This window comes from Bacillus cereus group sp. BfR-BA-01381 (assembly GCF_022663555.1).
Lineage (GTDB): Bacteria > Bacillota > Bacilli > Bacillales > Bacillaceae_G > Bacillus_A > Bacillus_A pacificus.
Genome location: NZ_JAKUFR010000014.1, coordinates 42,339 through 68,577, shown reverse-complemented (window position 1 = coordinate 68,577; position 26,239 = coordinate 42,339). Strand labels below are relative to the sequence as shown.

The window sequence follows — 26,239 nt, the reverse complement described above, 5'->3', positions numbered from 1 at the left end:
CATTTACTTTTCTAATTGATCTACATTTCGCATAATGTTTTGGAGATTATTTTCATATTGCTCAAGTTGTGGGCGTTGTGTTTCCGAAGCTACTTCTAGTGCATTTTGAATCTGTTCATATGCTTCCTGAACCTCTTGGCGTAATTCTTTTAAATCATGACCGTAGTTTGGATCATTTTTCACAATGTTGTTAAATGCATTTTCTGCTTGTGTAACGCCTTGCTGCGCTGCTTGAAAAGCTTGTTGCTTATCTTTATGATATGGCATTATACAATCCCCTTTCCATAATAGTTAGTCCCACTTATCTTTACCTTTTTTTCTAAAAACATTCTCGTATAAATTTGCAAACTTCTCTCATTCTAAAAAGAAAGAGGAGGTGTCACAAACAATGGGCAAAAACAATCGTGAAGCGAAAGAAAAAAAAGGACAACCCGAACCATTAAGCGGATCTCATAAAGTAAAAAACCGTAACCATTCACGCCAAAAACATCATGCACATCATGATATGTAAAATAAAAAATGCACACTAGCTACCTTTTCCACATACAATGTTTATATTTTTCCATTTATTCTTCACCCCTACTTCATTCATGCATAACATAGTATGAATTGAGATTTTACGGAGGGTGTCTTACATGGGCAAGAAAAAGAAGGATTGTCTTTTTCATGTTGATGGTTTCGAAGAATGGATGGATCAGTTTTGTTCTGATTCTTGTAGCAACTTTAGTTTCCCAAATCAAATTCATATTGACCTTTGTGAAACGGAACAAGAATACATTTTGGAAACAGATGTACCAAATGTAAAAGAACAAAATGTAGTCATTAAAAAGATGAAGACAGGCCTAAACATTTGCATACTTCATAAAAATATTTCTTTGCAGAGAATCATTCCTTTACCCGATAATATTATTTATAAGAAGATGCTAGCCTGCTTAGAGAATGGATATTTAGCCATTCATATTTCCAAAAATGAAGTTGCTCATAAACATGAGGAAAAAGTTCTTTTTCAAATTGAGAATTAAAATAAAGTGAAACTTTAATCAATGGGAGTTTTACTGCCCGCAAATAGCGGGATGAATACAAAAGTAAGCCCCAGTCGTCTACTGGGGCTTATTTTATTTCGCATGTACTTCCATATTAGAATTTCCATCATATCTTTTTTTCAATAAACTTTTCGTAACTAACAGCACTGGAAACGCTACAGTTGAAAATATAGCTAGCGCTGAAAATACTACAAACCCATTTTGGTACCCGTAATAATCGAGAAGTACGCCCCCAAACCACGGACCAATTACTGCTCCAATTCCCGAAAATCCCATCGCCCCGAAGTATGTTCCTTTTAGATGCGCAACAGCAATATCATCAATAAATACATCCGTCATCGAAAACATTAAGACTTCTCCAATTGTAAAAATAATTGTACAAACGGCAGCACCTAGCATGGATTCTACTATTCCAAAGCCAAATAATCCTCCACTCACAAATAAAGTTCCAAACATAATTGATGTTAACGGTGTATACTTTTTACACATTTGAATAACAGGGTATTGAATAATCACTACAACAACTGCATTTAAAGCGAGCATATATGAGAATAGCTTCACTCCATCCTGGAATATATGTGCATTTGCAAAATATTGAGATACTGTCGTCATCAAATGTGAAAAACCACAATTACTCAAAATAATACCGACTAAAGCAACTAAAAATACTATATCTTTTCGCAATATACGCATTGCATTTAGCACTGTAACAGGTTTTTCTGTACTCACTTTCTTTTTTTCCATTGGATACTTCTTAAATTGGAACGCTAGTATAGCTGTATATAGAATATATACCCCAGCCGCTACTAAAAAAGGAATTGTTGATTTTGCACTTCCAATCTGTAGTCCAACAATTGGTCCAATTGCAACTCCAACATTTATTGCACCATATCGCAAGTTATAGACGAGTAACCGATACTCAGGCTTTGTTAAATCTGATAATAACGCTCTTGATGTTGGCTCAAAAAACGACCTACATAATCCATTTAAAGCGTTTAATAAAAAGAAACTTAAAACATGATCTGCAAGTGAAAAACCTATAAACACAAACATCCAAACAATCATGGACCAGAGCATAATCATTTTCCGGCCAAATCGATCTGATAAATTCCCTCCGATAAAACTAGCAAAAACACCAACAAGTGCACTCGTTCCAATAATAGCACCAGTCATTCCAGCTGATACACCTTTAACAGTCGTTAAATAAATCGCTAAAAAAGGGATACTCATTGACGTGGCGAACCTCGCAAATAAAGTCCCTATTATAATTGTCATTCCTAACGGATGAATATTTTGTAACTTCCCCTTCATCTTAAAAACCTACTCTCCCTGTTATCACATAAAAAAAGAAAGCAAAGGATCTGCTCTCTTTTCCCTTTTTATACTTGAGTTGTTGATACCCGAGCTGTTCTCGTTATATCCATATCTATGCCATATGTAAACTGTAATTCTTTACAAACATCTTTAATTAAAATTGCTACATTATACTTTTCATTAAATTGTAAAACGATGTTTTCTACTTCTTCATATGTATACTTATATTCTCCTGTAATAACACTTTTTAGATCAAAGCATTCATTTATACAAAGTTGCACAAGCAGCTGGTCATATTTCTCGATTACATCTTCTTTCTTCCACAGTACCTCTTTTACATATAACCGATCAAACTTCACACTTTCTCGATTACAATCCGTTAAAATCCGGGTCATTTCATTTAATTCTCGATACAATTCAGAAATATTTTTGCTTAAACTAAGCAGTTTATCTACGCCATTTTCATATAACATATTCATTCCACCCCCGCATTTTCTTTTTCTTATTATAGCAAGAAAATTCTAAAAAAAGCTTCTTTCTTCTGAAATATTAGGAAACTAATTTCGATTGCTTTACAATGAAACTAGTGAACACGAAAGGGGAAAGAAAATTGGAGCAAAAATTATATTACACTGACGCTTATAAACAAGACTTTACTACAAAAGTTATAAAGCAAGATTATGATAAAGACGGTAACTTATACGTTGTTTTAAACGAAACGGCATTTTATCCGACAGGCGGCGGACAACCACATGACACTGGAACTTTAAATGGTATTGCTGTACTCGATGTTGAAGAAGTCAATGAAGAAATCCGCCACTTCATTACAGAACAATTACATACAGAAGAAGTAGAAGGTAAAATTAATTGGGAGCGTCGTTTTGATCATATGCAACAACATGCAGCTCAACACATTTTATCTGCTGCTTTTTGGGATCATTTTAACATACCTACGATTGGATTCCATCTTGGTAGAGAAACGGTAACAATTGATTTAGAAACAGAAAATCTGCATACAGAAACAGTTGAAAAAGCAGTACAAATTGCAAACAATATAGTTTTTGAAAACCATCCAATCCGTATAGAGTGGATGAACTTAGAAGAAGCGAAAACGTTACCCCTTCGTAAAGAACCGATTATGACTGAAAATATACGCGTTGTTATGATCGAAAACTTTGATTATAACGGCTGTGGCGGAACACACCCGAAACGTACTGGTGAAGTAGGTCCTATTCAAGTTCTTAGCTGGGAACGCAATAAAGGTGGCATACGACTAACGTTTATCGCTGGCTGGCGCACACTAAAACTTGTGGGGCAACAGCAACAAATTATGAAGGATGTTTCCAAACAATTAAACAGTAGCGAAAGTGATATTCCAGCAAAAGTAGCACAACTGCTTGCTTCTCAAAAAGAAAACGAAAAAACAATACAAACAATGACTGAAAAATTATTATATGCAGAGGCAAATGAACTACTTCAACACCCTGCCGAAATACATGCTGGCATACTTATTTCTAAAATTTTTACAAATCGTTCTATGCAAGAAGTCGCAAAGCTTTCTGCTATTATTACAGAACAACAAGAGCACGCCATTGCATACTTTGTCATTGAAAATGATGACAAACTACAATGCATCCTCGCTTGCGGAAAAACAGTCACGCTCGATATGAATGCTCTTTTAAAAGAGGCACTTCCTACAATCGAAGGAAAAGGCGGCGGAAATAAAAAGAGTGCACGCGGCGGCGGAAAAGCGGTTATGACTGGGGATGAGTTTTTAAATCAACTTGTTTCTTCTTTACAGTCAGCAGTGTAAAAAATGTTTATGAAGGATAGCTAACGGCTATCCTTCCACTATATTTACAGGCCTACATTTTGTTTCAAGCCTTGATAACTCCCTGCATTTGCAAACCCTTCATTTACTAATTTTATAAAAGTTTCCGAAAAACCATAATGACTTAATTCGTTAATCGGTACCATTTGCACATCATGAATTGGATTATGATCAAACTCATTAGAAGGTAGCGTAATTTCTCCTTCAATCCTTTCAAGCAGAAACGTAATATGTAATAAAGATGGACTAGCATCTGGTTTATCACAAACATAGAGTAGCTTCTTAATTTTAACTTCTAACCCTGTTTCTTCTCTCATTTCTCGAATCACCGCTACTTCTAACGTTTCACCATTCTCCACCCTTCCCCCAGGTAAAGACCAATTGCGATTAGCTACTTTTTGGTTTACTAGCAATAACTTTTCATCTTCAATTAAAATTCCAGTTACACGAACTTGCATTACATTTTCCATATATAATCTCCTCTTCCCTTTATATTTACAAATTAATCCTTCCACAAAAAGAACATATGTTTTATAATTAAAGAAAATTATGGAAGAAAGAAGTTGTTACATTCATGCGTCCACCTTTAACAAAGTTTATATCACTTGAAGATTTCCAAAACTATTATTGGTTAAAAGCAGAACTCCAAACATTTTGTCGTGAGCATGGTTTACCAGCTAGTGGCTCTAAGATTGAAATAACCGAGCGTATCTCCCATTATTTACATACTAGTAAAATATTAAAAAACAGCTCTGGTCCAAAAGCGAGGAAAACTTCCCTCTCTTACAAAGACCTTTCTCTTCAAACAATTATTACTAACAATCACCGCTGTAGCGAAGATGTTCGTGCTTTTTTCAAAAAAAAAATCGGAGCAAACTTCCGCTTTACAGTAGCTCTTCAAAAATTTTTTAAAGAGAACGTTGGCAAAACATATGAAGACGCGATAACGTTTTGGTATGAAGAGAACGAACGAAAAAAAGATCCTACTTATAAAACAACTATCAGCTCGCAGTTTGAATACAATCGCTTTACTCGCGACTTTTTCGAAGATCCAAATAACAAAGGGAAATCAAAAGCTGATGCAATCGCTGCTTGGAATGAAATAAAAGCAAAACCTGGTAGCAATGCTTATGTTCCTCAAAAAGTAGAGAACTAGTTCCTTGCTAGTCTTCTACTTTCTCAAATAATAGTGCAAGCCCTATTCCGCCCCCTATTCCTAACGTCACAATTCCATATTTCATACGCTCTCGTTTCGCCTGATAAAACAAGCGTGTTACAAGCATAGCACCAGATGCACCGTACGGATGACCGAGCGCAATTGCACCACCATTTACATTTAATTTTTCATACGGAATTTGTAACTCTTTTGCACAAGCTACAACTTTTGAAGCAAATGCTTCATTTATTTCAAAATAATCGGTATCCTCTACTTTCATATTCATTTCGTTTAGTAATTTGTTCACCGCAAATATTGGACCAGTCCCCGGAAGGTTGGGATCTACTCCAACTACAGCACTGCGAACAAAACGAAGAACAGGCTTGTATCCTAATTTTCGAGCTTGCCGCTCTTCCATTACAAGAACGGCACATGCCCCATCATTTACACCACATGAATTCCCTGCCGTTACTGTACCATTTTGTAAAAATGCAGGTTTTGTTCTTTTAATCATTCGTTCATAATTCATTTCTAGCTTTATAGATTCATCTAATAATCCATTAAAAGACATTATTTCATCATGTATATATCCTTTTTCTAATGCTTGCAGTGTTCGTTTGTAACTGAGGCAAGCATACTCGTCTTGCATTTCTCTCGTGATGTTATAACGTTCTGCAACATATTCAGCCGCTACTCCCATATCAGGATCACCTATTGTTTCTGGTGAAAATCGTGCTCTATTTTGAAAAGGTGACGTACTTGTACTCTCTACTCCTCCTGCAATATAACAATTACCTGCTCCGCCTTGAATAAAATGACATGCGGTGCGAATCGCTTCCAATCCGGCACCACATTGCCGATCAATTGTTACTCCCGGGATATGATAACCAAGTCCTGCTTCTAAAGCAGATAATCTCGCAATATTCCCTCCTGGTCCCACAACATTCCCTAATATAACATCGTCTATTTCTCTCTCAATCCCTTTACTTAAAAACGTAAGAAGCGGCGTTACTAATTGCAGAACTTCATAATCTTTCAACATCCCATTCTTTTTACCAATAGGTGTCCTTTTCGCTTCTACAATAACCGCTCTATTCATATAACTCCTCCCGGTTTCCAATCATATTTTTTGCTGCAATACGAGCGATTTTCCCGCTGTATGTATACGGTATTTCATCTACAAAATGCCATTCTTTCGGTATTTTAAACGAGGATAATCGTTGTAAGCAAAAACTTATTAATTGTTGCCTCGTAGCACTTCCTTTTACGATCGCGACAGGCTTTTCACCCCAATAACTATTTTTTACACCAACTACAACTATTTCATCAACAGCTGGATGTTCATGTAATACACTTTCTATTTCTTCTGGAAAAATATTAATTCCTCCAAATAAAATCATATTCTTTTCTCTACCCACAATATATATAAAGCCTTCTTCATCTTCATAGCCTACATCTCGCACTGTCATCCAGCCATCTGCATTCAATTCTGGAACTAAAATCCCATTTAATATGTAACCCATAAAAAACTGATCACTTTTCACATAAACAGTTCCTACCTCACCTTTCGGCACTTCTTCACCTGCTCCATTACATATTCGAACTTGCACATTGTGACAAGGTTTTCCTACTGAATTTGGCCTTCTTTCATTTTCTTCATCGACTAATGATGTTACAAAACTAAGTTCAGATGCACCATAAAATTCATATTTTTTTGCATAAGGAAATATACTCTTTATTTTTTCTTTCGCCTCAGCTTCCCATTTCGCTCCTGACGAAATAATTTTCAATTTATTTTCTATTACTCTTTTTTCTTTATATAAAGATTCTAGCATTGTTGGAACTGTATACATGACCGAAATATGTTCCATTTCTAACTTATCCAGTACTTGATTTGGAATAAACTTTCTCATAATATACACCGTTTGCCCTATATATAATGCACTTATTGCCCCATATAAGAAAAGAGAATGAACGAGCGTTCCAGCTATTAAAATAGAATCTTCCTTTTTCATATGAAAGTCATGTACATTACAATCAAAGCTATGAATCCACGATTGTTGTGCACGTAAAAATGCTTTTGCCTTTCCAGTCGATCCTGATGTAAATCCCATATAGAACGGAGCATTTTGTATATTTTCTACAGGATAATATGCAGGCAGATCGTTCTCTATCATTCTTTTCCATTCATCAATTTCAATTACTCTTCCTTCCCCTCCCGATATATCATTCAACTTATATCGTTCCGTCACAATCATATCCGGATTACTGATTACTAGTCTTTCCTTTAGCTCATCCTTTTTCCATTTTATATCTAATGGCACACAAACCCATCCGGCCATAGCAGCACCTGCAAATAGTTGTAAAAACTCGATACGATTTTCTAATACAATTGCTATCGTTTTATTCTTTGACTTTTTTTCATCCAACCAGTTTGCTACTTTACACACTGACTCAAACCACTCTTTATATGTTAAAACTCGATCATTTTCCTTTATTGCTATTTTATTCGGTTGTACAGAGGCATGCTTTTTATATTCTTTTGTAATCCCCATATGAGACGTCCTTTCTCTTAAAAATAATAAAAAGAAACACGCAATGAACGTGTTTCTTCTCTTTTTTATCCCGCATTTGTATATTTCCCACTCTTTAAAGCAGGCGTAATAATATGTTTCAATGAACGATGTAATTTTGTTACAAGAACTGCTGCAATAATTGCTTTTATACAATCCCCTGGTAAGAACACAGCACTTACTTTCATCGTTTCCCATACAGAAACATCCATTAAGAAAGCTTGTACAGTGATACCAAACACATAAACTACGAAAATACCACCAATTATATTAATGCATAATACTTTTATTATAGAAACTTCACGTAAACGCTCAATTAAATAACCAATGACAAACGCTCCAACAATATAACCAAGTAAATATCCTGCACTTGGCCCAACAAATACACCAAAGCCACCACGTCCACCAGCAAGTAATGGTGCTCCAACTCCTACTATAAGTAAGAAAACAAGTTGACTTAATGCACCAAGACGTGATCCTAATAGTCCACCAGCAAGCATAACACCAAGTGATTGTAATGTAATTGGAACTGGTGTAATAGAAAGAGCAATTGGAGGAATTAATCCTAACACTCCCATAATAGAACTAAATAAAGCGACGAAAACTAAGTTTTTTGTATTCATATTTGCTTCTCCTATTTGTAAACTAAAAACGTTTTTCAGATAACATATTATAAAAGTTATATTATATTTCTATCTAGAGTTTGTCAACTTGTTTTTATAATAGGTTTACAAATATAAATTCCATTATTTCCCTTTATGCAAATGCTCAAGTTCTTTCCGAAGCGCTTGTTTTAAAAACTTCCCAACAGATGTTTTCGGTATTTCGTCCATAAATACAATATCGTCTGGCAACCACCACTTTGCAAACTGCGGTTTTAAAAACGCATATATTTCTTCTTTTGTTACTGTACTATTTTTCTTTTGAACAACGCAGGCAACTGGTCGCTCTTGCCACTGCGGATGAGGAACGGCAACGACAGCTGCTTCAAATATAGCATCATGTGCCATTAAAGCATTTTCAAGGTCAACTGAAGAAATCCACTCGCCTCCGCTTTTAATAACATCTTTCGTACGGTCAACAATTTTCACGCAACCTTCCTCATCGACTGTGACAACATCTCCTGTATATAACCATCCATCACGAAAACCTTCGACAGTACGCTCATCGTTATAATAGCTTTCAGCGATCCATGGTGCTCGTAAACAAAGTTCTCCCATCTCTGTACCATCCCACTTCACTTCACCATTTGTACCGACTACTTTCATCTCTACACCAGGTACAAGATACCCTTGTTTTGATCGAATTTCTAATTGCTCTTCATACGATAATTCTGTTTCATAACTTTTTAAACGCGCAAGTGTTACGAGTGGGCTCGTTTCCGTCATACCATATGCATGGATGAAAGGAACATTATGTTTCTGTTCAAATGCTTTAATAACACTTTTCGGTGCAGCTGCACCACCACATAGTATTCTCGTCATACTAGATAAATCGTAACTATTATTTTCTAACTCTTGTAATACACCAAGCCAAATTGTCGGCACACCAGCAGCTAACGTCACTTTTTCAGATTGGATCATTTCTAATAAAATTTTTGGCGTAAACATCGGTCCTGGAAGAACTTGTTTTGATCCAAACCACGTAGCAGCGAAAGGAAGTCCCCAAGCATTCACATGGAACATCGGTACAATCGCCATTGCTGCATCACTTTCCGATAAAGCAGCTGTATCCGCTAAACCAAGTGCCATACAATGCAATACAGTACTACGATGCGTATATACAACACCTTTTGGATTTCCTGTAGTCGCCGACGTATAACACATACCAGCAGGTGTGTTTTCATCAATATCTTTTACAAATTGGAAATTTGGATCGCCTTCTTCTAATAGCTTTTCATAATAATATACAGGTTCTAGCGTAGTATTTGGAAGTTCATCTTTATCAGTCATAATAATGTAAGCTTGTACAGCTGATAGTTGTGATTGAATATTTTCAACGAGCGGTACGAGATCTTCATCTATAAGTAGAATGCGATCTTCTGCGTGCTGAATAATATATGAAATATGTTGAGGGGATAAACGAACATTAATTGTGTGCAAAACAGAAGCAATACCTGGAATAGCAAAATACGCTTCCACATGTCGATGATGATTCCACGCTAACGTTCCTATACGCTCGCCTTCCTTAATTCCTAACTTTTTTAACGCACTGGAAAGCCTTCTCGTCCTTTCACCTAACTGCTTATACGTTAACGTCGTAATTGTATCATGTGTCCGTGAAACAATTTCTTTCTTTGAAAACAATTTTTCTGCTCTTTCCATCATAGAACTAATTGTTAGCGGTACATTCATCATCATATTGGTTATATCCCCCTTTAAAGCGTTTTTATTTTTCGTTTATTATAACAGACTCTCGTAAATAATTACGACATTTTTCTGTATTTTCTGAATTATTTCTTTGGAAATAATTCAGAAAATACTAAGAAAAAATATACTAAAATTCCTTCTTACGATATATAAATACCGAAATAACAAAAGAAAAGATATATATGATAACGCCAAATATTGTATATAGAATTGAAACGTATACAGATAAATTTAAATTTGATATTGGAAATTGTTCTATTAAATAGCCAATTACACTTTGTAATCCAAAATAAATAACAAGTCCCCCACATGCGCCTCCAATTGTAATAGCATCAGATTTTTCTGCTCCAAAAATATAGAGGAGTGGATAGGCTATTGCTCCGGCATTAAGGATGATGAACGTCCCTAAAGAAACACTCTTAAATATATCATCATCAATTGGCGTATCTGAAACTGAAGCATGTACGTAAAATATGCTATACGATAATAAAGTACCAATAATTACAACTATAAAATAGAAAAGGTAGTGACTTTGCACAATGTTATTTCTAGTAATCGGTAAAGTAAGTACATATTTTTCATAACCCGACTTACTCTCATACTTAATAACTTCAAGTGCAGGAATTGCAGCAAATAAGATAATGAATGTAGCAATTAAACGGTACATTGAAGCATTACCAAAATAAAAAACAAATCCCGATCCTAATATCGCTATCCCCATGAACGTAAAGAAAGTTCGATACACTAGATAATAGTTTGTCAATAATAAACCTTTCATTTATTTTTCACTCCTTGTTAATAAAACACTTATTTCTTCTATCGAAATGGTTCTATGAGCAATCCCATTTGGTAGTTTATGCACATCTGATACAAGTACATTGAAATAAGAACCATTATTCCTTTTCACCACAACTATATCTTTGTTGATTAAAGTTAGTTGTTCCTCATCAACATCTACAATGGCATAATTGTCTAAAACCTTATCCTTTTCTTCATTCAATAAAATTTCTCCATCTTTTATCACAATAAGGTGACTAGCTATTTTTTCTACATCACTCATAATATGTGAAGAAAGTAATATACCACCATTACTTTTATTCACAAAACTTTTTAATTCCTCTAACACCTGCTCCCTAGATGAAGGATCAAGACCTCCCGTCGCTTCATCTAGAATTAATAATTTGGCATTATGTGATAATGCAACAGCTATAGATACTTTCATCGACATTCCACGGGAAAACCTACCTACTTTTTCATAAATAGGTAAAGAGAAAGAATGAACTAATCGGTAAAAATTTTCTCTATCCCAAGAGTCAAACATCTTTTCAAAAACCTTATTTAGTTGTTTTATTGTAAGATGAGCCGGGAGATTCATAGCATCAAATACGACTCCAATCTTCCCCTTATTCTTGGCATCTTTATTTATATTTTCTTTACCAAATATTTTGACTGTACCACTATCTTTAGAAATTAATTGTAGTACTGTTTTAAAAGTTGTTGATTTCCCTGCCCCATTGTCACCAATGAATCCAACAATTGATCCAGACGGCACATTGAAAGAAACATCTCTTAAAACAACTTTGTTTCCAAATGATTTACTTAAATTTTCAATTTCTAGAAGATTTGACATCATTACACTCCTATCTTAACTTTTCATAAAAGTATGTTTTTTCCTATTAAAAATTATCCACTTTTTCTCTCACTTTCTTTTTCAGTTTAAAAATAAGACGATTACTATATTCTTTATTTTCTACTAAAATTCGATACACCTCTAATACTCCTAACACACGAACAAAAAGATAGACTCCAATTGCAATAAGTACAACACAGTAAGGGTAATACTGCACTAATTCTCCTGAAGTGATATGCTTTTTCTCAAACACAAACGGTATTGCGCCTGCGGCTATAAAACAAAATCCAATGATCATTACTGCTGCATACTTTTTCTTAATAACCGCATATCTTTTTGTCAATTCTTTTAGAAAGTTTTGATCAAATAATAGTTCTTCTTTTTTCAATACATTGTATCGACTCTCTTCTATCGTTGCAGGTACCATCATTGCTCCAATTCCAAGAACAGCAATAATAATGACAAGGAATGTCGACATTGTTGCATTTTCTTTAAATAATAAATACGGTATTGTCGATAAAATGAGCAAACTAAATCCTAACGCAATATATTTAGAAATTTTTTGTCCATACACTACATACCCTTCTGCCATTTCCTGACTTACGTAATATCCATCTACATTTTCATTACTTTGCTCAGCAGTTTCCTTTAATAAATAATCAAGTGATACTTCAAATACATTTCCAATCATTATTAACTTTTCAGTTTCAGGAAAACCTTGACCGTTTTCCCATTTACTAACCGCTTGCCTTGTTGTGTTTAATTTCTCGGCTAATGCTTCTTGAGAAAGACCTTTTTCTTTTCTTAATTTAAAAAGCTTCTCACCAAATCCCATTTGTGTGTCCCCCTTTGTTTTCTTACCTAAATTGTATGTAAACATTGCACTTATCTCTATCTTCCTGTGGTTGCACTTTGTCAACTTACGGTTGCGATTGTGTTATATAGCGGTTTTATATACGATTTAGCTATTTTTCTTCTAAGATTGTGGCGTTAATAAATCATTCTCCCTTAATAACCAATTATAACAATTAAAGGTAATTATTGTTATAAAAAAATAAAAAACTCCCTTATTCATTTAAAGGAGTTTTTAATATGAAATATTCCAAGAAGGGCTAATTTTCTTTCTCATATTAATTCACAATTTCTTCTATACATTTTTGCATGTTGTGCAACGATTAATAAGCATCCCACACAGTATATGTTGTCATCTCTTTATATAAGGCGTATTCATATATATGTAAAATATTACTCCTATTAATTTCTCTAATAAAACCACTTCTCAATAATCATAACGGCTTCTGCTTAAACTTTTCATAATGTCGTACTTTTAATAAAAGGACATTCCCGCAATCTGTACAAATATAAGCATCTACCGGTGAAGATGTGAACATCGTCTCCTTTTTCCGTATTTGTGCATAACCGACAAACTCACCTTCTCCTATATTTTGAGAACCACAATTAGAGCATGTCTGCACGTCTTTCTGTTTCATGAGAGCACCACCTTTAATCTGTTTCTACTCCCTTCGACAGTTCACTTCCATTTCCCTTCCAAAAAACCTCTTATTCTCTTACATTTCAACAGGAATCTCAGAACAAACATCGTATATGTACTATGAAATATATTTATTGACGGAGGAACTTTATGAGTACGATTATGACGTTTAATACAGCTCAAGAAATTGAAAACGCAGAAATACATATGCTCTCTTCTAGATTAACGCTATTACAAGCAATAAACGGAAATCCAATGCAAGTACAAATGAAAAAGTTCGGTAGTGCCACTGCTTTTTCATCAAAAGTAATCGCTGGTCCGGCTTTTAATACGGTAAAAGGTATTACATTTACAAATACAGATGAGTTAGATGAAATTATCTCTTATTATCAATCACTACAAATCCCTTGTCGTTTTGAAATTACACCCGCTCAAGGTACAGCTGAACTATTTCATTACTTATCTGAAAAAGGTTTTTATCAATCTAGCTTCCATACCACTTTATATAGTATACCGAGAGAAAATCCATCCCTTCTTCCTCCTAACATTTCAGTACGCCAACTAAAAGAAAATGAATTTCATATTTTTGCTGACATATATGTACGTGGTTTTAACATGCCATCCTTTACAAAAGATGGCGTGCGCCAAAATAACGAAATTCTTTACAATAAACCAGGATGGCATTTTTTCATAGCTGAAATTCAAAACACTCCTGCTAGTATAGGAGTTCTCTATATAAATAACGGTGTTGCCTCATTAGCCGCTTCTGCTACTTTTCCAGAATTTCAGCGTAAAGGCTGTCATACTGCCTTAATTCAAAAGCGAATTGAGACAGCTATTAAATCCAATTGTCATTTAATAGTCGGACAAGCAAGGTTCGGTAGCGGCAGTCAAAATAATATGGAACGTGCCCATATGAAAATCGCTTATACGAAATCAATATGGACTGCAAAAGACATATAATTAACATTCCTTCTCCTTGCATTACAATTTTATACATTCTATGACAATTCTTTTTCTATACCATTAATCATTTGAATATTCAAACTGTATTTGTTACGCTATTATTAGATACATCATTCAACTTGCAATATGAAAAGAAAATTCTAATCAAACTACAAGGAGGAGAAATGTATGACTAAACATGATCATGGTTTAAAAGAAAAAGTAGAAGGCGCCATCGATAAAGTAAAAGGTGAAGTAAAAGAAGTTGTCGGGAAAGTAACTGACAATAAAAAATTACAAGCTGAAGGAAAATGGGATAAAGTTAAAGGCACTGCTAAAGATACGGTTGGCAATGTGAAAGAAAAAGTACATGAATATAAAGAGCATAAATAATAAAAACACGTTAGATGTATTTTCATCTAACGTGTTTTACTTTATATACATAATGAACCACATAACATATGATATATTTTTATTTCTCTATACTTTTTGTAAGTGGCTCTTTAAAGGCATTTCTATTCCATACAACAAAAACAATAAGAGAAATAATAAAGAATACAACAAGACATATACCCAAATAATCAAAATTAACTACCTGTATGAGATTCCAAAACGGTCCCTGTAAATTATAGCTTTCAATAAGCAAAGATAATAGTTGATATCCCCCTATTAAAAAAGCCGTTATAACAGATATTAAGGTAATTAATACATTATACGAATTTCTTATTCGATTATTTTCCATTGCCCACTTATAATTCGTATTCATGAATGTACTATCTAATGTATCCATCAATGACATTCCTGCAGCAAATAAAATGGGGAAAGCAAATATACTTACAAGTGGAATAGATTGACTTGTTGCAGTTACTGTAGAAAGAGCAATTAATCCAATTTCACTTGCTGTATCAAAACCGAGCCCAAATAAAAAACCGATCATATACAATTGCTTCTGACTATTAATAAAACTAAATAAACGTTGTGCGAAACGATATATAAACCCTAAGTTTTCTGGTTGCGTATCTTCTTGGCTCCGTAACACTTTAATAAGATACAACAGATTGGTAAGACCGATAATAATAAGGAATGTGCTAGAAACGATTGTACCAATAATACCGCCTATAGTAGAAAAACTCTCCATTCCATGTTTTGCCGTTTTTCCAATTAAAGCAATTAATACAATCATCACAAATACTACTGTAGAGTGTCCTAATGAGAAGTAAAATCCCACCCCCTGTGAGTTTTTACCTTTTTCAATTAATTTCCGAACAGTATTATCAATTGCGACAATATGATCACTATCAAACGCATGACGCAATCCTAAAGAATATGCAATAATAGCCATTCCAATTATGCTATTACCTTTATACAGTGCTGGTAATAATAAGAGAATCCCAAGCACATGAAGAAATATAATAATAACAAAAAATTTAGTTGCCTTCTTCAGTTCACTTTTCCACATAGTTACTAGCCCTTTCTACTTTAAATTGAATACTTTTGAAAACGAAAAGTGCCATAATAAAAACTACGATCGTTATAATAGTCGCTAAAATAATTACAAAATTATTTAACACATCTGTATGATTTGTAAGTGTTAACAGAGCTGGTACTGTTGCAGTAATCCAAGATTCAACGAAGCATACAATTCCTACATAAATATGAATCTTCTTTTTCAACCCATCTTGCAGGAAAAATAAAAACCAAAGGAATGCCCAAAAGAACCAAATTATTGTACTTTGTAGGCCTCCACTCTCATGTAATTGATTCACTATTCCCATAACCGTTGCAATGATAGCAACCCAAAGAGAATAGTAACCTACACCTGAAGAATCAAGTTTTAGTATATTTGTAAGACCAACATATAAATAAGTAAAACCAAATAAAAAGATAGTTCCATTAGATAGGATAGTCCACTCATCGGATTGACTTCCTGTAAATAATAAATATAATGGTGTCAAAGTTTGTAGTGCCCCTACAAATAAATTAAAGTACCCTACACTTTTGCTATCAATGAGTTTAAAAGCTGCTAGTGAATTCATAAATAGAACTGCACCAACAAATAATAATCCCACATTAGTCATAGTATCCCCTTCTCCTACTTAATATTTTCGATAGGATGTTAATTCTTCATGCAGACAATTTTCTCTAACAAAACGATGACACTGAAAAAATATAGACTCCATATCCTCTGTATTATGACTAAGTATGCGTATGACAAAGCCTTTACATGTCGTAGAAGCTATTCCAATCTTCATATTGTTAGTGTTAGAAAACGATGTTTTTAATGCTGCAATTAAGTCATTTGTAACGTTCTCATTAATAACTATGAAAGTACCATAATGGGAATATTGATTTAATATTCCCATTTGATCTAATGACTCTTTAAAAGGGTTTAGCAATAAATGATCATATACTACAAGTTTATTTTCCATATATATTTTTGTTAGCGAATCAAAATATTGGTATGTGAACTTCTCCATATTCGGCGACCAGCCAGGCGTAACTGAATCACATAAAATCAATGTAGAATTATTTTGCATATATATATTTGTTTTTTGCTTATATGCTGCGTCCTTGTACATAATTAACGGGTCTGGTAGATATTCCATAGCAGCATTCTGACCAATATAAAAATTCAATTCTTGCAAAGCATAACTATTTGGAGTCTTGTAAACTTTCGTTGCGGATTGGCTTGTTATATATGTTTTCGCATCTTTACCAACATTTATATTTATAGAATAGAAATCTCCTTTTAAATAGCCTCCACCAGAATTCATAATATAGTAATATGCTCTACCATACTTGTCCAAATATATCGGCTGCGTTACTTTTAAGGCATCTTTATGATAAACCTTAATAGGTACGGTTTTATCTCTCTTTTCCATCACATCAATGTTTAAGACACCTGTAGGAGATTTCATTTTTTCAATCCTTCTAACATAATGTTTTGTCGCATCCAATTTATTAATTCTTGTAAACCTTCCTCATCCTTCAAATTTGTAAAAAAGTATGGTTTATTATGTCGGTAATGTTTTGTATCCTGCTCCATAACTCCAAGATCTGCCCCTACATAAGGTGCCAAATCCGTTTTATTAATTACAAATACATCAGATTTAATCATTCCTTGCCCACCTTTCCGTGGAATCTTTTCTCCCTGCGCCACATCAATAATATAAATTGAAAAATCCACTAGCTCCGGACTAAATGTGGCAGCTAAATTATCACCCCCACTTTCAATAAAAATAATATCTAAATTATTATGTCTAATCATGAGTTCTTCAATTGCTTCAAAATTCATAGAAGCGTCCTCTCGAATTGCTGTATGTGGACACCCTCCTGTCTCTACACCAATAATTCTATCTTCTGGTAAAACACCTGTTTTCAATAAAATCTTTGCATCTTCTTTCGTATAAATATCGTTTGTAATTGCTGCAATTTCATAATCTGTATTTAGATGTTTTGTTAACTTTTCAACTAACATTGTTTTCCCAGCACCTACCGGGCCACCGATACCAATTTTAATAGGCTTTATCATTTTATTTTTCCTCCCTATGACATGAAGACCCTTACATTTACATCTTCATGTTGCATTTGATTTATTTCGAATTCAGGATCATTCAATCCAAAATCATCTAATGAAAGTATTTGAATTCTATCAATAGATTCACAGATTAATCCATGACATTCTTGTAATAGTTTTTGACCGTCTGTTTGTCCAAGAGGAATGGCTCTCACACCGTTTTGAATTATACTTCCAACACTTGAGTATAAGAAAACTAAGAGGGTTTCTTCTATTGTCATTTTCAATTCCGCTCCTAATATTCCATATACGATACTCGGATGACCTTGTAATTTATTACCTATAATATTTTCTTTATATATATTTAAATTTACAAATGAAAACAATTCACACAATAATTTAGAAGTACTTTTACTAATCATTCTATTTGCTTTTCTACATTCAAAAGGCAATGTTTGTGCTGTTATTAAATCATCTAAAAATATAATTTGTTCTCCCTCATTATTCTTAATTGCTTCGTAAGTATATTTGCAAATTAAGCCGTCCGTGTATGTTAATTGCACTTTTATATATCGATTCATCCATTTGAAAAATCCGGCTTTATTTGTAACTTGTCCCTCTTGAATAAACGTTTCTAATCCAAAAGAGTGACTAAAACTTCCTGTTGGGAAGTTAGAATCACTAATTTGGAGTAGGTTAAGTAGGTTAAATATGTTTGTGTGAAGCATGCTTGAACGGTTTTGGTAATACTCTATTTTCTTTTTGATAAGGAACACCTTCCTTTTTAAGTAAATCTTCTACTAAGTAGTCATTCGCCAAAATCATGCACCCTTCATCGAATTGTGCTGGTAAATGTCTATTGCCTAAGTTATGAGCAATAATTCCCATTTCTTTTATTGATGTTGGAGTAATTACAATTACTTCTTCTGGTAATACTTCAATATATACAATTCGATTTTCATCTTCATATAAAATATCACCGTTCTTTAATGTTTCTCCACTACCTAAAGACACCCCAATTTCAAAACCAGATTCTGAATATAGTTTCTGAACCCTCTTTAGTAAAAGCTCACTAGAAATCAATATTTTATCAAGATGCTTTTTTGTATTTGAAAAATCATCCATATTGCATACGTTGTTATTAATTTTTTCAATAATCATTTTATCTCCCCCGTTATATCAAAATAAAAAATATCTTTGAGCCATAGGTAGTACATCTACTGCTTCACACGTGATTACTTTTCCATCAACTTTAACTTCATATGTCTGCGGATCCACTTCAATTTCTGGTGTTGCATTATTTAGCTTCATATCTTGCTTCGAAATCTCTCTCGTATTTTTAACAGGTAATACAACTTTATTTAAACCTAATTTGTCTTTAATATTATTCTCATAAGCTACTTTCGATACAAATGTAATCGAACTGGACTGTACTGCTTTTCCATATGCACCAAACATCTTTTTTTCATAATATGGTTGTGGTGTAGGAATCGAAGCATTCTCGTCTCCCATTAATGCCATCACCACCATCCCGTTTTTCAAAACCATATCTGGCTTAACACCAAAAAATTGCGGATCCCATATTACAAGGTCAGCGTACTTTCCTACTTCAATAGAGCCGACATATTCTGAAATCCCATGTGTAATAGCTGGATTAATTGTATACTTCGCTATATAGCGTTGAATTCTATTATTATCGTTATATTCTTTATCTCCCTCTAAACTACCAATCTGCTTTTTCATTTTATCGGCGGTTTGCCAATTGCGAATAATAACCTCTCCAACCCTTCCCATCGCCTGTGAGTCAGAGCTAATCATGCTGAAAACCCCTAAATCTTGCAAAATATCCTCTGCCGCAATTGTTTCTTTTCGAATTCTTGAATCTGCAAACATTACATCTTCTGGAATATTGGCTTTTAAATGATGACATACCATAAGCATATCTAAATGTTCATCCAGCGTATTCACTGTATATGGCAAGGTCGGGTTCGTTGAAGATGGTAAAATATTATTTAGTGCAGCAATCTTTATAATATCTGGTGCATGCCCACCTCCAGCCCCTTCAGTATGGTACGTATGAATAACACGATTATCAATAGCTTTTATCGTTTCTTCCACAAAACCACATTCATTTAACGTATCGGTATGAATAGCGACTTGAATATCATATTTATCAGCAATCTGTAACGAGTGATTAATTGCGGAAGAAGTCGCTCCCCAATCTTCATGAATTTTCAATCCGATAGCCCCTGCAAATATTTGTTCTTCCAAGGCAGGTAGACTTGAACTATTTCCTTTCCCTAAAAATCCAAGGTTTATTGGAAAAGCTTCTGCTGCTTCTAGCATTTTTCTTAAGTTCCAAGATCCAGGTGTTATTGTAGTTGCCTTAGTCCCTTCTGCCGGTCCTGTTCCCCCACCAATTAAAGTTGTTATACCTGAAGCTAATGCTGTATCAATTTGTTGTGGGGATATGAAATGTACATGTGTATCGATACCTCCAGCTGTAACGATTTTTCGCTCACCAGAAATTACTTCCGTCGATGTTCCAATGATGATATCAATATTATCCATAACCGAAGGATTACCACTCTTACCAATTGCTGAAATTTTCCCATCTTTTATACCAATATCCGCTTTATATATTCCCGTATAATCAATAATAATTGCATTCGTAATAACAACATCCACAACCCCCTGTTCCCTTGTAAGTTGAGAATTTTGTCCCATACCATCCCTAATTGATTTTCCTCCGCCAAAGACAGCTTCATCACCATATACAGTGGCATTTCGCTCAATGTGTGCGAATAATTGTGTATCCGCTAAACGAATAGAATCTCCTGTAGTTGGACCGTATAAATCAGCATATTGTTTACGTGACATCTTAAAACTCATGCTATCTCCCTCTTTTTGTGTAAGATTGAATATCGCCATCCACTTTATTTTTAAATCCATACACTTTTTGTTCCCCGGAATATGGAACTAATTCAATCGTTTTTTCATCTCCAGGTTCAAATCTTACAGCTGTACCCGCTGGAATATTTAAGTGTTGTCCAATTACTACACTACGATCGAATTTTAATGCCTCATTCACTTCATAAAAATGGTAATGAGATCCAATTTGAATAGGTCTATCTCCCTGATTTAACACCTTAACTTTCGTTACTTTTTTATCTCCATTACATACTATGTCTTCTTTCGCAAGAATATATTGCCCTGGAATCATAACATTCACTTCCTTTAATGAATTGGTTGATGAATAGTTACTAATTTTGTTCCATCAGGAAAAGTTGCCTCGACTTGAATATCTGATATCATGTCTGCAATACCATCCATAACATCTTCAGCACTTAAAATATTTTTTCCAAGCTCCATTAATTCCGCCACATTTTTACCATCTCTTGCTCCTTCCAAAATTTCATACGTAATAATAGCGATACTTTCTGGATAGTTTAACTTAAGCCCCCTCTCCTTTCGTCGATAAGCTAAATCAGCCGCAACAACTACTAGCAGTTTATCAATTTCTCTTGGCGTTAATCTCATTACACTCTCCCTTTCTGAATTATTTTAAAACTAAGAACATTCTAAAAACAAAAGGTGTATTTTCAATGTCCTTCCCGTGTTTTCTCCATGTTTTTTCTATCAATCAAATAAAAAAAAGACTAGAATTTCTAGTCTTTTTTATTTCCCTTCATTCTTCTCTAACACATACAAATCTTCTTCAATATTAGATAATTTCTCTATTACAAGCTTTCTAGCATCTCCAATTGCTTGATTGTATGCAAATGGTCCTACTAATTTAATCATTTCTTCTATTAAACGCTCTGCTTGGAAGCGTCCAATTTCATCTAAATCTTCTTCAACGAAAAATTGCTGAATTTGTGCTACTAGCGCTTCTTTTTTATCATTTGGTATTTTTATATTCATCATCATTTGTTACTCCTCTATATTTATGATAGTACGTTTCTTAACTCTACCATAGAAAAACGCTTTCCAGGACAAGTTTTTGTAACTCCTTCTAGCTCTCTATGACCGAGTACATTCTCTTTCTCTATAGCAAACTGCTTCATAAATATTTTACATAAAGAATATACTGCATTCATTTGTGCAGGGGTTGGATCATATTTATCAAAATTACCCGTCATACATATTCCAATTGTATCCCTATTATTATCTTTCGCATGTGCTCCAATATGTAAACCTCGTCCTTCAACTATGGTTCCATCTTCTTCAATAAAATAATTGTAACCAATCCCGCTCCACCCTCTTACTTTTTGATGAAATTCATGTGTTTGATATACATCCCATCCATCTTCGGATGTATGGTGGATAATCAGTTTATTCACTTTTTCTAAAGGAACTAATTCATCTTGAAATGTTAAATTAACACATTTAATTTCCATTTGAACATCCTCCCTTAAAAATCAATCATCATCATTGTTTTATCATCTGGTCTTATTCTCTTTTCTCCTTCTAGCTTTTCGATAATTGCTACATATTCACTTATACTATTCTTTCTTATATATGCAACAGCTTGTTCGAGCGACCAATCTGGGTGGAATAATCCATCTGAACAAATAAAAATCCCGCTCACTTCATCTATATGTAATTCACCATGCTGTAAATAATGTATCGCTTCTTTCATTCCGTTTGCAACGGAATACCCGCCCTGCATATTTGCAAGATAACGATTATATTTTAACTGTTCTCGCACATCTTGAAAAACATGTTCTTCTAGTACAGATAACCCTTGTTTACGATCTTCTTCTCTCTTCTTTTTTGCTCGTTTGTTAATTCCTTCAATTGTGTCTTTCGTTAATACTTGTATTGTTCCATTTCGAAGTATTGCGACAATCATACAGTCCCCTAACTGTGCGTATTCAATTTTCTCTCCTCCTATTTGAACTGCCGCAATACATGTGCACCACAAATGCTCTTTTTTTCTCGTATCTACCTTATATTCTAACATTTTTCTTTGCAATGCTTCATTTGCTTTTGCAACTGCAACTGGTAAACTATGATTTTCACGTAATGAAGCAAAATAACTTGCAAATAAATGCGAAGCGATGTATGCTCCATTATGTCCCTGTTCATCACGAAATGGGACGAGTGGTGTTGCACCGTCACATACACCATACATCTTTTTTTCTTCATTACAAAAATAAGAATCCTCACATTCTTGCTTCAACGGGCTTTTCTGTTGATATGTTTTTATCTTCACAACTGTATCCCCTTTCAAATGATAAAATACTCAAATTCTTTTGATTAATCAAATTTCCCGAAATAAACTGTTTTTACCCAAAACTTTCAATATCATATATAATCTTGAAATAATATGAATTTTTTAGTGAAGGACGGGAAAGAGATGGTCAGATTTCTTGGTGTTATTATTGGTTCTATTATTATTGCGATTGCCTTTAATCTTTTCCTTATCCCCCACAAAATTTTAAGTAGTGGAATTGGCGGAATTGCTATTATTTTAGGGATTGTAACTCCTGTAAACACAGGTATTATTAACTTTGTATTAAACTTACCTATCCTTATTTTAGGATACATAGGTCTTGGAAAAAAAGTAATTTTTAACACGATTATCTCTGTTATTGTATTATCTGTTGCATTATACTATGTTCCAGTGAAAGTCGTCGCAACAGATCCGCTTTTATCATCTATCTTTGGTGGTGTCATTGCCGGAGCTGGTATCGGTCTTGTTTTTAACTGTAATGGATCAACTGGTGGATTTGATATTATCGGTATGTTGTTGTCTCGCAAAAGAGACATTAAACTTGGTGGATTCCTTATTATTTTAAATGCAGTCGTTGTTATTATTGCAGGATTCTTCTTCACTTGGGATGTTGCTCTTACAAGCTTACTTTCCATTTATGTAACTGGTAAAGTTATCGATGCTATTCATACGAAACATCGAAAGGTTACACTTATGATTGTAACAAATGAAGCAGAAAAAATGAAAAAACAACTTCTTTCAACTGTTGTACGTGGAATTACATTACTTGATGGCGAAGGTGCTTATTCTAGCGAAAAGAAACGTGTACTTATGACCGTTGTTTCTCGAGAAGAATTAGCAAGTATGAAATTAACAATTTCTGAAATTGACCCTCATGCATTCGTTAACATTACCGAAACGGTTGAAGTATTAGGATTGTTTAGAAAAGGTTAAAAAACTAGGTGGATTTCCACCTAGTTTTTATTTTCCATAAATTCAATTCGATTTCCGAACGGATCTGATACGTAAAATCTAATTACATCTGGACGTGCATGGTCATCTATTACTTCCATACCTTGCTTTATTAACTCTTGTTTAAATTCATCAATTTTTAAAACATAAAAAGCTGGATGCGCCTTTTTTGCTGGATTGAAGTTTTGCTCAACTCCGATATGAATCTCTTGATTTCCACACTTAAACCAACATCCACCACGCTTCTTTAATTCCTCTGGCTTCGGGATTTCCTCCATACCTATTTTTTTACCATAAAATTCTCGTGCTTCTTCTTCACACCCTACAGGCGCAGCTACTTGTACATGATCGATCCCTTGAATATAATTTCTCATTTTCTCTCCTCCTCTTCTACCCTAATGTTATAAGGAAAACCTACTCCTGTAACTTACAAATAATTTATAAAATAATATAAGCCCCCCTTATTATCACCTTGCACTCACTTTGCAAAAATAAAGAAAACAAAATTTATTCTATAACTTCCATTTTTTATAGAAATACACATTACATCTATATTATAGTTATGAATAGACAAATCTTTTTAGATGCTATTTGTACGGAGGAACTATTATGAGTCGTAAAAAATATTCATCAACTGAAAGAAAACGTCATCCGAACATTTCTAGACGTTTACGCAACCATATACAAGATTGTTCATTAACAGAAATGTACGCATCTCTGTTCGAACACAACCCTGATGGTATTATTTCATTAAATTTAGAGGGAATTATTATACACACTAATCCTTCTGCTGAAAGAATACTAGGTTACACTTCTTCAGAATTAGAGCGGAAAAGCATTACCTCTATTTTAGAAGCTCATATTTCTGAGCAAGTATTACAAAATATAAAGAATACGGAAGCGGATAATCAACAAGAGTATATTTTATCTATTTATCATAAAGATGGATTCTTATTAGACGTCGTGACAAAACTAGTTCCTATTTTTGTCCAAAATCGTCTAACTGGCGTATATGCCATTATGAAGCCTCTTGAAAAATCAGAAAGAATTGAGAAAAAGCTGAAAGAAAGTGAAAAGAGGTTACGTACATTAGTCAACTCCATGCCTGCGTTTGTTATATTTAAAGATCATGAAGGGCGCTGGCTTGAAGCAAATGACTACGCACTTTCTTGCTTCAATTTCCATCATGTACCTTACCACGGAAAAAAAGATAGTGAACTCATTCAATATAATGAAGCGTACCGAGAAGCTTTTTTACATTGTGAAGAAGTCGATGAATTAGCATGGCAACAAAGACAAATTCTTCATGGTGAAGAATTTATTATTCACAGAGATGATTTCGACCTAATCTTAAGTATATCGAAAGTTCCTCTCTATCACCCTGACGGCTCCCGTAAAGGTCTTATCGTAATGGGAAGAGATATTACTGAGCTAAAGGAAACGGAAAAGTTATTACGAAAATCTGAAAAGCTGGCAGTAGTCGGACAACTGACAGCTGGAATTGCTCATGAAATTCGAAATCCACTCACTTCTCTAAAAGGTTTTCTAACATTGCTACTCCCTGAAATAAATGAGGAGCAGAAGTGGTATATCGATGTTATGTTAAGTGAAATTTCACAGATGGAATCTATCACGAGTCAATTTATGGCGATGTCTAAACCACAAGTATTAGCAATCCAAACTTGTAACATACAAACTTTAATTGAAGAGGTAGTTACATTTATTTTACCAACCGCAATTATGCATAGCGTTCATATCATTATGGATCATTTTGATTACGTATATGACATTCAATGTGACGGTAACCAATTAAAACAAGTTTTTATAAATATATTAAAAAATGCGATTGAAGCAATGCCAAATGGCGGAAATATTTTCATCCAAACAAAACCATTAGAGGGTAATTTCATCTTAATACGGATTATCGATGAAGGTTGCGGTATCCCAGAAGAGCGTATCTCCCGTTTAGGCGAACCGTTTTATAGTTTAAAAGAAAAAGGCACAGGGCTAGGATTAATGATGTGTTACAAAATAATTGAAGAACATCATGGTAAATTACACATTTCAAGTGAATTAAATAAAGGTACGGTCGTCGATATTCACCTACCACTTTCTTCACCCCACCTTGCAATCCAGTCTTAAATAATAAAAGAAGCATCTGCTAACGATTAGCAGATGC

33 protein-coding genes are annotated in these 26,239 nt (G+C 34.1%); 8 read left to right on the top strand and 25 right to left on the bottom strand.

Features of this window, described 5'->3' with window-relative positions; genetic code table 11:
• Positions 1-3: 3 nt before the first annotated feature.
• The gene (locus MR079_RS07430; RefSeq protein ID WP_001146295.1) at positions 4-267 is read right to left on the bottom strand and encodes a hypothetical protein; all 264 of its coding nucleotides are present in this window, start codon (positions 265-267) and stop codon (positions 4-6) included.
• 121 nt (positions 268-388) lie between these two features.
• Between MR079_RS07430 and MR079_RS07425 the strand changes: the two genes are divergently transcribed.
• Both MR079_RS07425 and MR079_RS07420 read left to right on the top strand, forming a co-directional pair.
• Positions 389-511 (top strand): small acid-soluble spore protein P, encoded by a 123-nt coding sequence (locus MR079_RS07425; RefSeq protein ID WP_000517649.1) that lies wholly within the window; start codon positions 389-391, stop codon positions 509-511.
• A 124-nt stretch (positions 512-635) separates the two neighbouring features.
• On the top strand, positions 636-1,022 hold the full coding sequence (locus tag MR079_RS07420) for an Hsp20/alpha crystallin family protein (RefSeq protein WP_000516732.1): 387 nt from the start codon (positions 636-638) through the stop codon (positions 1,020-1,022).
• Between the two features lie 93 nt (positions 1,023-1,115).
• Here MR079_RS07420 and MR079_RS07415 read toward each other — a convergent pair whose 3' ends face one another.
• Both MR079_RS07415 and MR079_RS07410 read right to left on the bottom strand, forming a co-directional pair.
• Positions 1,116-2,354 (bottom strand): MDR family MFS transporter, encoded by a 1,239-nt coding sequence (locus MR079_RS07415; protein ID WP_242293782.1) that lies wholly within the window; start codon positions 2,352-2,354, stop codon positions 1,116-1,118.
• 68 nt (positions 2,355-2,422) lie between these two features.
• Positions 2,423-2,830 carry a hypothetical protein gene (locus tag MR079_RS07410; RefSeq protein ID WP_016718225.1) on the bottom strand — a complete coding sequence of 136 codons (408 nt, stop codon included), beginning with the start codon at positions 2,828-2,830 and terminating at the stop codon, positions 2,423-2,425.
• Between the two features lie 137 nt (positions 2,831-2,967).
• Between MR079_RS07410 and MR079_RS07405 the strand changes: the two genes are divergently transcribed.
• A complete protein-coding gene (locus tag MR079_RS07405; RefSeq protein ID WP_242293781.1) occupies positions 2,968-4,170 on the top strand; it encodes an alanyl-tRNA editing protein in 1,203 nt (400 codons plus the stop codon).
• Positions 4,171-4,214: 44 nt separating this feature from the next.
• Here MR079_RS07405 and MR079_RS07400 read toward each other — a convergent pair whose 3' ends face one another.
• Entirely contained in the window at positions 4,215-4,658 is a 444-nt protein-coding gene (locus tag MR079_RS07400) for an NUDIX domain-containing protein (RefSeq protein WP_139866328.1), read from the bottom strand.
• Between the two features lie 104 nt (positions 4,659-4,762).
• On the opposite strand from MR079_RS07400, the gene MR079_RS07395 reads away from it, so the two are divergent.
• Entirely contained in the window at positions 4,763-5,344 is a 582-nt protein-coding gene (locus MR079_RS07395) for a DUF6434 domain-containing protein (protein ID WP_242293780.1), read from the top strand.
• Positions 5,345-5,351: 7 nt separating this feature from the next.
• Here the strand turns inward: MR079_RS07395 and MR079_RS07390 are convergent, their stop codons facing one another.
• From MR079_RS07390 to MR079_RS07355, 8 genes are all read right to left on the bottom strand, one after another.
• Positions 5,352-6,443, bottom strand: coding sequence for an acetyl-CoA C-acyltransferase (locus tag MR079_RS07390; RefSeq protein WP_242293779.1), 1,092 nt, complete (start codon positions 6,441-6,443; stop codon positions 5,352-5,354).
• Positions 6,436-7,899, bottom strand: coding sequence for an acyl-CoA synthetase (locus MR079_RS07385; RefSeq protein WP_242293778.1), 1,464 nt, complete (start codon positions 7,897-7,899; stop codon positions 6,436-6,438). Before MR079_RS07385 ends, MR079_RS07390 begins: the two co-directional genes overlap by 8 nt.
• Before the next feature lie 65 nt (positions 7,900-7,964).
• A complete protein-coding gene (locus tag MR079_RS07380) occupies positions 7,965-8,540 on the bottom strand; it encodes a biotin transporter BioY (protein WP_242293777.1) in 576 nt (191 codons plus the stop codon).
• Between the two features lie 123 nt (positions 8,541-8,663).
• A complete protein-coding gene (locus MR079_RS07375; RefSeq protein ID WP_242293776.1) occupies positions 8,664-10,277 on the bottom strand; it encodes a long-chain fatty acid--CoA ligase in 1,614 nt (537 codons plus the stop codon).
• A 136-nt stretch (positions 10,278-10,413) separates the two neighbouring features.
• Positions 10,414-11,064 (bottom strand): ABC-2 transporter permease, encoded by a 651-nt coding sequence (locus MR079_RS07370; protein ID WP_242293775.1) that lies wholly within the window; start codon positions 11,062-11,064, stop codon positions 10,414-10,416.
• On the bottom strand, positions 11,065-11,916 hold the full coding sequence (locus MR079_RS07365; RefSeq protein WP_242293774.1) for an ABC transporter ATP-binding protein: 852 nt from the start codon (positions 11,914-11,916) through the stop codon (positions 11,065-11,067).
• Positions 11,917-11,962: 46 nt separating this feature from the next.
• A complete protein-coding gene (locus tag MR079_RS07360) occupies positions 11,963-12,751 on the bottom strand; it encodes a helix-turn-helix domain-containing protein (RefSeq protein WP_139866336.1) in 789 nt (262 codons plus the stop codon).
• Between the two features lie 451 nt (positions 12,752-13,202).
• Positions 13,203-13,406 (bottom strand): hypothetical protein, encoded by a 204-nt coding sequence (locus MR079_RS07355; RefSeq protein ID WP_000810212.1) that lies wholly within the window; start codon positions 13,404-13,406, stop codon positions 13,203-13,205.
• A 152-nt stretch (positions 13,407-13,558) separates the two neighbouring features.
• Here MR079_RS07355 and MR079_RS07350 point away from each other — a divergent pair, with 152 nt between their 5' ends.
• The gene (locus tag MR079_RS07350; protein ID WP_242293773.1) at positions 13,559-14,371 is read left to right on the top strand and encodes a GNAT family N-acetyltransferase; all 813 of its coding nucleotides are present in this window, start codon (positions 13,559-13,561) and stop codon (positions 14,369-14,371) included.
• A 171-nt stretch (positions 14,372-14,542) separates the two neighbouring features.
• On the top strand, positions 14,543-14,746 hold the full coding sequence (locus MR079_RS07345) for a CsbD family protein (protein ID WP_000160408.1): 204 nt from the start codon (positions 14,543-14,545) through the stop codon (positions 14,744-14,746).
• A gap of 79 nt (positions 14,747-14,825) precedes the next feature.
• On the opposite strand, the gene MR079_RS07340 is transcribed toward MR079_RS07345, so the two are convergent.
• The 12 genes from MR079_RS07340 to MR079_RS07285 all read right to left on the bottom strand — a co-directional run bounded on the left by MR079_RS07340 (position 14,826) and on the right by MR079_RS07285 (position 23,106).
• The gene (locus MR079_RS07340) at positions 14,826-15,812 is read right to left on the bottom strand and encodes a HoxN/HupN/NixA family nickel/cobalt transporter (RefSeq protein WP_139866338.1); all 987 of its coding nucleotides are present in this window, start codon (positions 15,810-15,812) and stop codon (positions 14,826-14,828) included.
• The gene (locus MR079_RS07335) at positions 15,799-16,431 is read right to left on the bottom strand and encodes an AmiS/UreI family transporter (protein WP_000185992.1); all 633 of its coding nucleotides are present in this window, start codon (positions 16,429-16,431) and stop codon (positions 15,799-15,801) included. Before MR079_RS07335 ends, MR079_RS07340 begins: the two co-directional genes overlap by 14 nt.
• A gap of 18 nt (positions 16,432-16,449) precedes the next feature.
• Entirely contained in the window at positions 16,450-17,271 is an 822-nt protein-coding gene (locus tag MR079_RS07330) for an urease accessory protein UreD (RefSeq protein WP_000841917.1), read from the bottom strand.
• Positions 17,268-17,885: an urease accessory protein UreG gene (gene ureG, locus MR079_RS07325; protein ID WP_000594924.1), complete on the bottom strand. Its 618-nt coding sequence runs from the start codon at positions 17,883-17,885 to the stop codon at positions 17,268-17,270. The genes MR079_RS07330 and ureG overlap by 4 nt, the downstream gene beginning before the upstream one ends.
• Before the next feature lie 14 nt (positions 17,886-17,899).
• Positions 17,900-18,598 carry an urease accessory protein UreF gene (locus tag MR079_RS07320; protein ID WP_139866339.1) on the bottom strand — a complete coding sequence of 233 codons (699 nt, stop codon included), beginning with the start codon at positions 18,596-18,598 and terminating at the stop codon, positions 17,900-17,902.
• A complete protein-coding gene (locus MR079_RS07315) occupies positions 18,576-19,031 on the bottom strand; it encodes an urease accessory protein UreE (protein ID WP_000582801.1) in 456 nt (151 codons plus the stop codon). The genes MR079_RS07320 and MR079_RS07315 overlap by 23 nt, the downstream gene beginning before the upstream one ends.
• 18 nt (positions 19,032-19,049) lie before the next feature.
• A complete protein-coding gene (gene ureC, locus MR079_RS07310; RefSeq protein WP_000008663.1) occupies positions 19,050-20,762 on the bottom strand; it encodes an urease subunit alpha in 1,713 nt (570 codons plus the stop codon).
• Between the two features lies 1 nt (position 20,763).
• Entirely contained in the window at positions 20,764-21,093 is a 330-nt protein-coding gene (locus MR079_RS07305) for an urease subunit beta (RefSeq protein ID WP_000612159.1), read from the bottom strand.
• Between the two features lie 14 nt (positions 21,094-21,107).
• Positions 21,108-21,410, bottom strand: a complete 303-nt coding sequence (locus tag MR079_RS07300) for an urease subunit gamma (RefSeq protein WP_001241327.1) — start codon at positions 21,408-21,410, stop codon at positions 21,108-21,110.
• A 138-nt stretch (positions 21,411-21,548) separates the two neighbouring features.
• Positions 21,549-21,800: a DUF2164 domain-containing protein gene (locus MR079_RS07295; protein ID WP_242293772.1), complete on the bottom strand. Its 252-nt coding sequence runs from the start codon at positions 21,798-21,800 to the stop codon at positions 21,549-21,551.
• 17 nt (positions 21,801-21,817) lie between these two features.
• Positions 21,818-22,270 carry a peptidoglycan recognition protein family protein gene (locus MR079_RS07290; RefSeq protein ID WP_062821818.1) on the bottom strand — a complete coding sequence of 151 codons (453 nt, stop codon included), beginning with the start codon at positions 22,268-22,270 and terminating at the stop codon, positions 21,818-21,820.
• Between the two features lie 14 nt (positions 22,271-22,284).
• Positions 22,285-23,106, bottom strand: coding sequence for a protein phosphatase 2C domain-containing protein (locus MR079_RS07285; RefSeq protein ID WP_242293771.1), 822 nt, complete (start codon positions 23,104-23,106; stop codon positions 22,285-22,287).
• Between the two features lie 126 nt (positions 23,107-23,232).
• On the opposite strand from MR079_RS07285, the gene MR079_RS07280 reads away from it, so the two are divergent.
• On the top strand, positions 23,233-24,042 hold the full coding sequence (locus tag MR079_RS07280) for a YitT family protein (protein ID WP_087967243.1): 810 nt from the start codon (positions 23,233-23,235) through the stop codon (positions 24,040-24,042).
• A gap of 20 nt (positions 24,043-24,062) precedes the next feature.
• On the opposite strand, the gene MR079_RS07275 is transcribed toward MR079_RS07280, so the two are convergent.
• Positions 24,063-24,434: a VOC family protein gene (locus MR079_RS07275; RefSeq protein ID WP_139866343.1), complete on the bottom strand. Its 372-nt coding sequence runs from the start codon at positions 24,432-24,434 to the stop codon at positions 24,063-24,065.
• 235 nt (positions 24,435-24,669) lie between these two features.
• On the opposite strand from MR079_RS07275, the gene MR079_RS07270 reads away from it, so the two are divergent.
• The gene (locus MR079_RS07270; protein ID WP_242293770.1) at positions 24,670-26,202 is read left to right on the top strand and encodes a BA3702 family sensor histidine kinase; all 1,533 of its coding nucleotides are present in this window, start codon (positions 24,670-24,672) and stop codon (positions 26,200-26,202) included.
• Positions 26,203-26,239 lie beyond the last annotated feature (37 nt).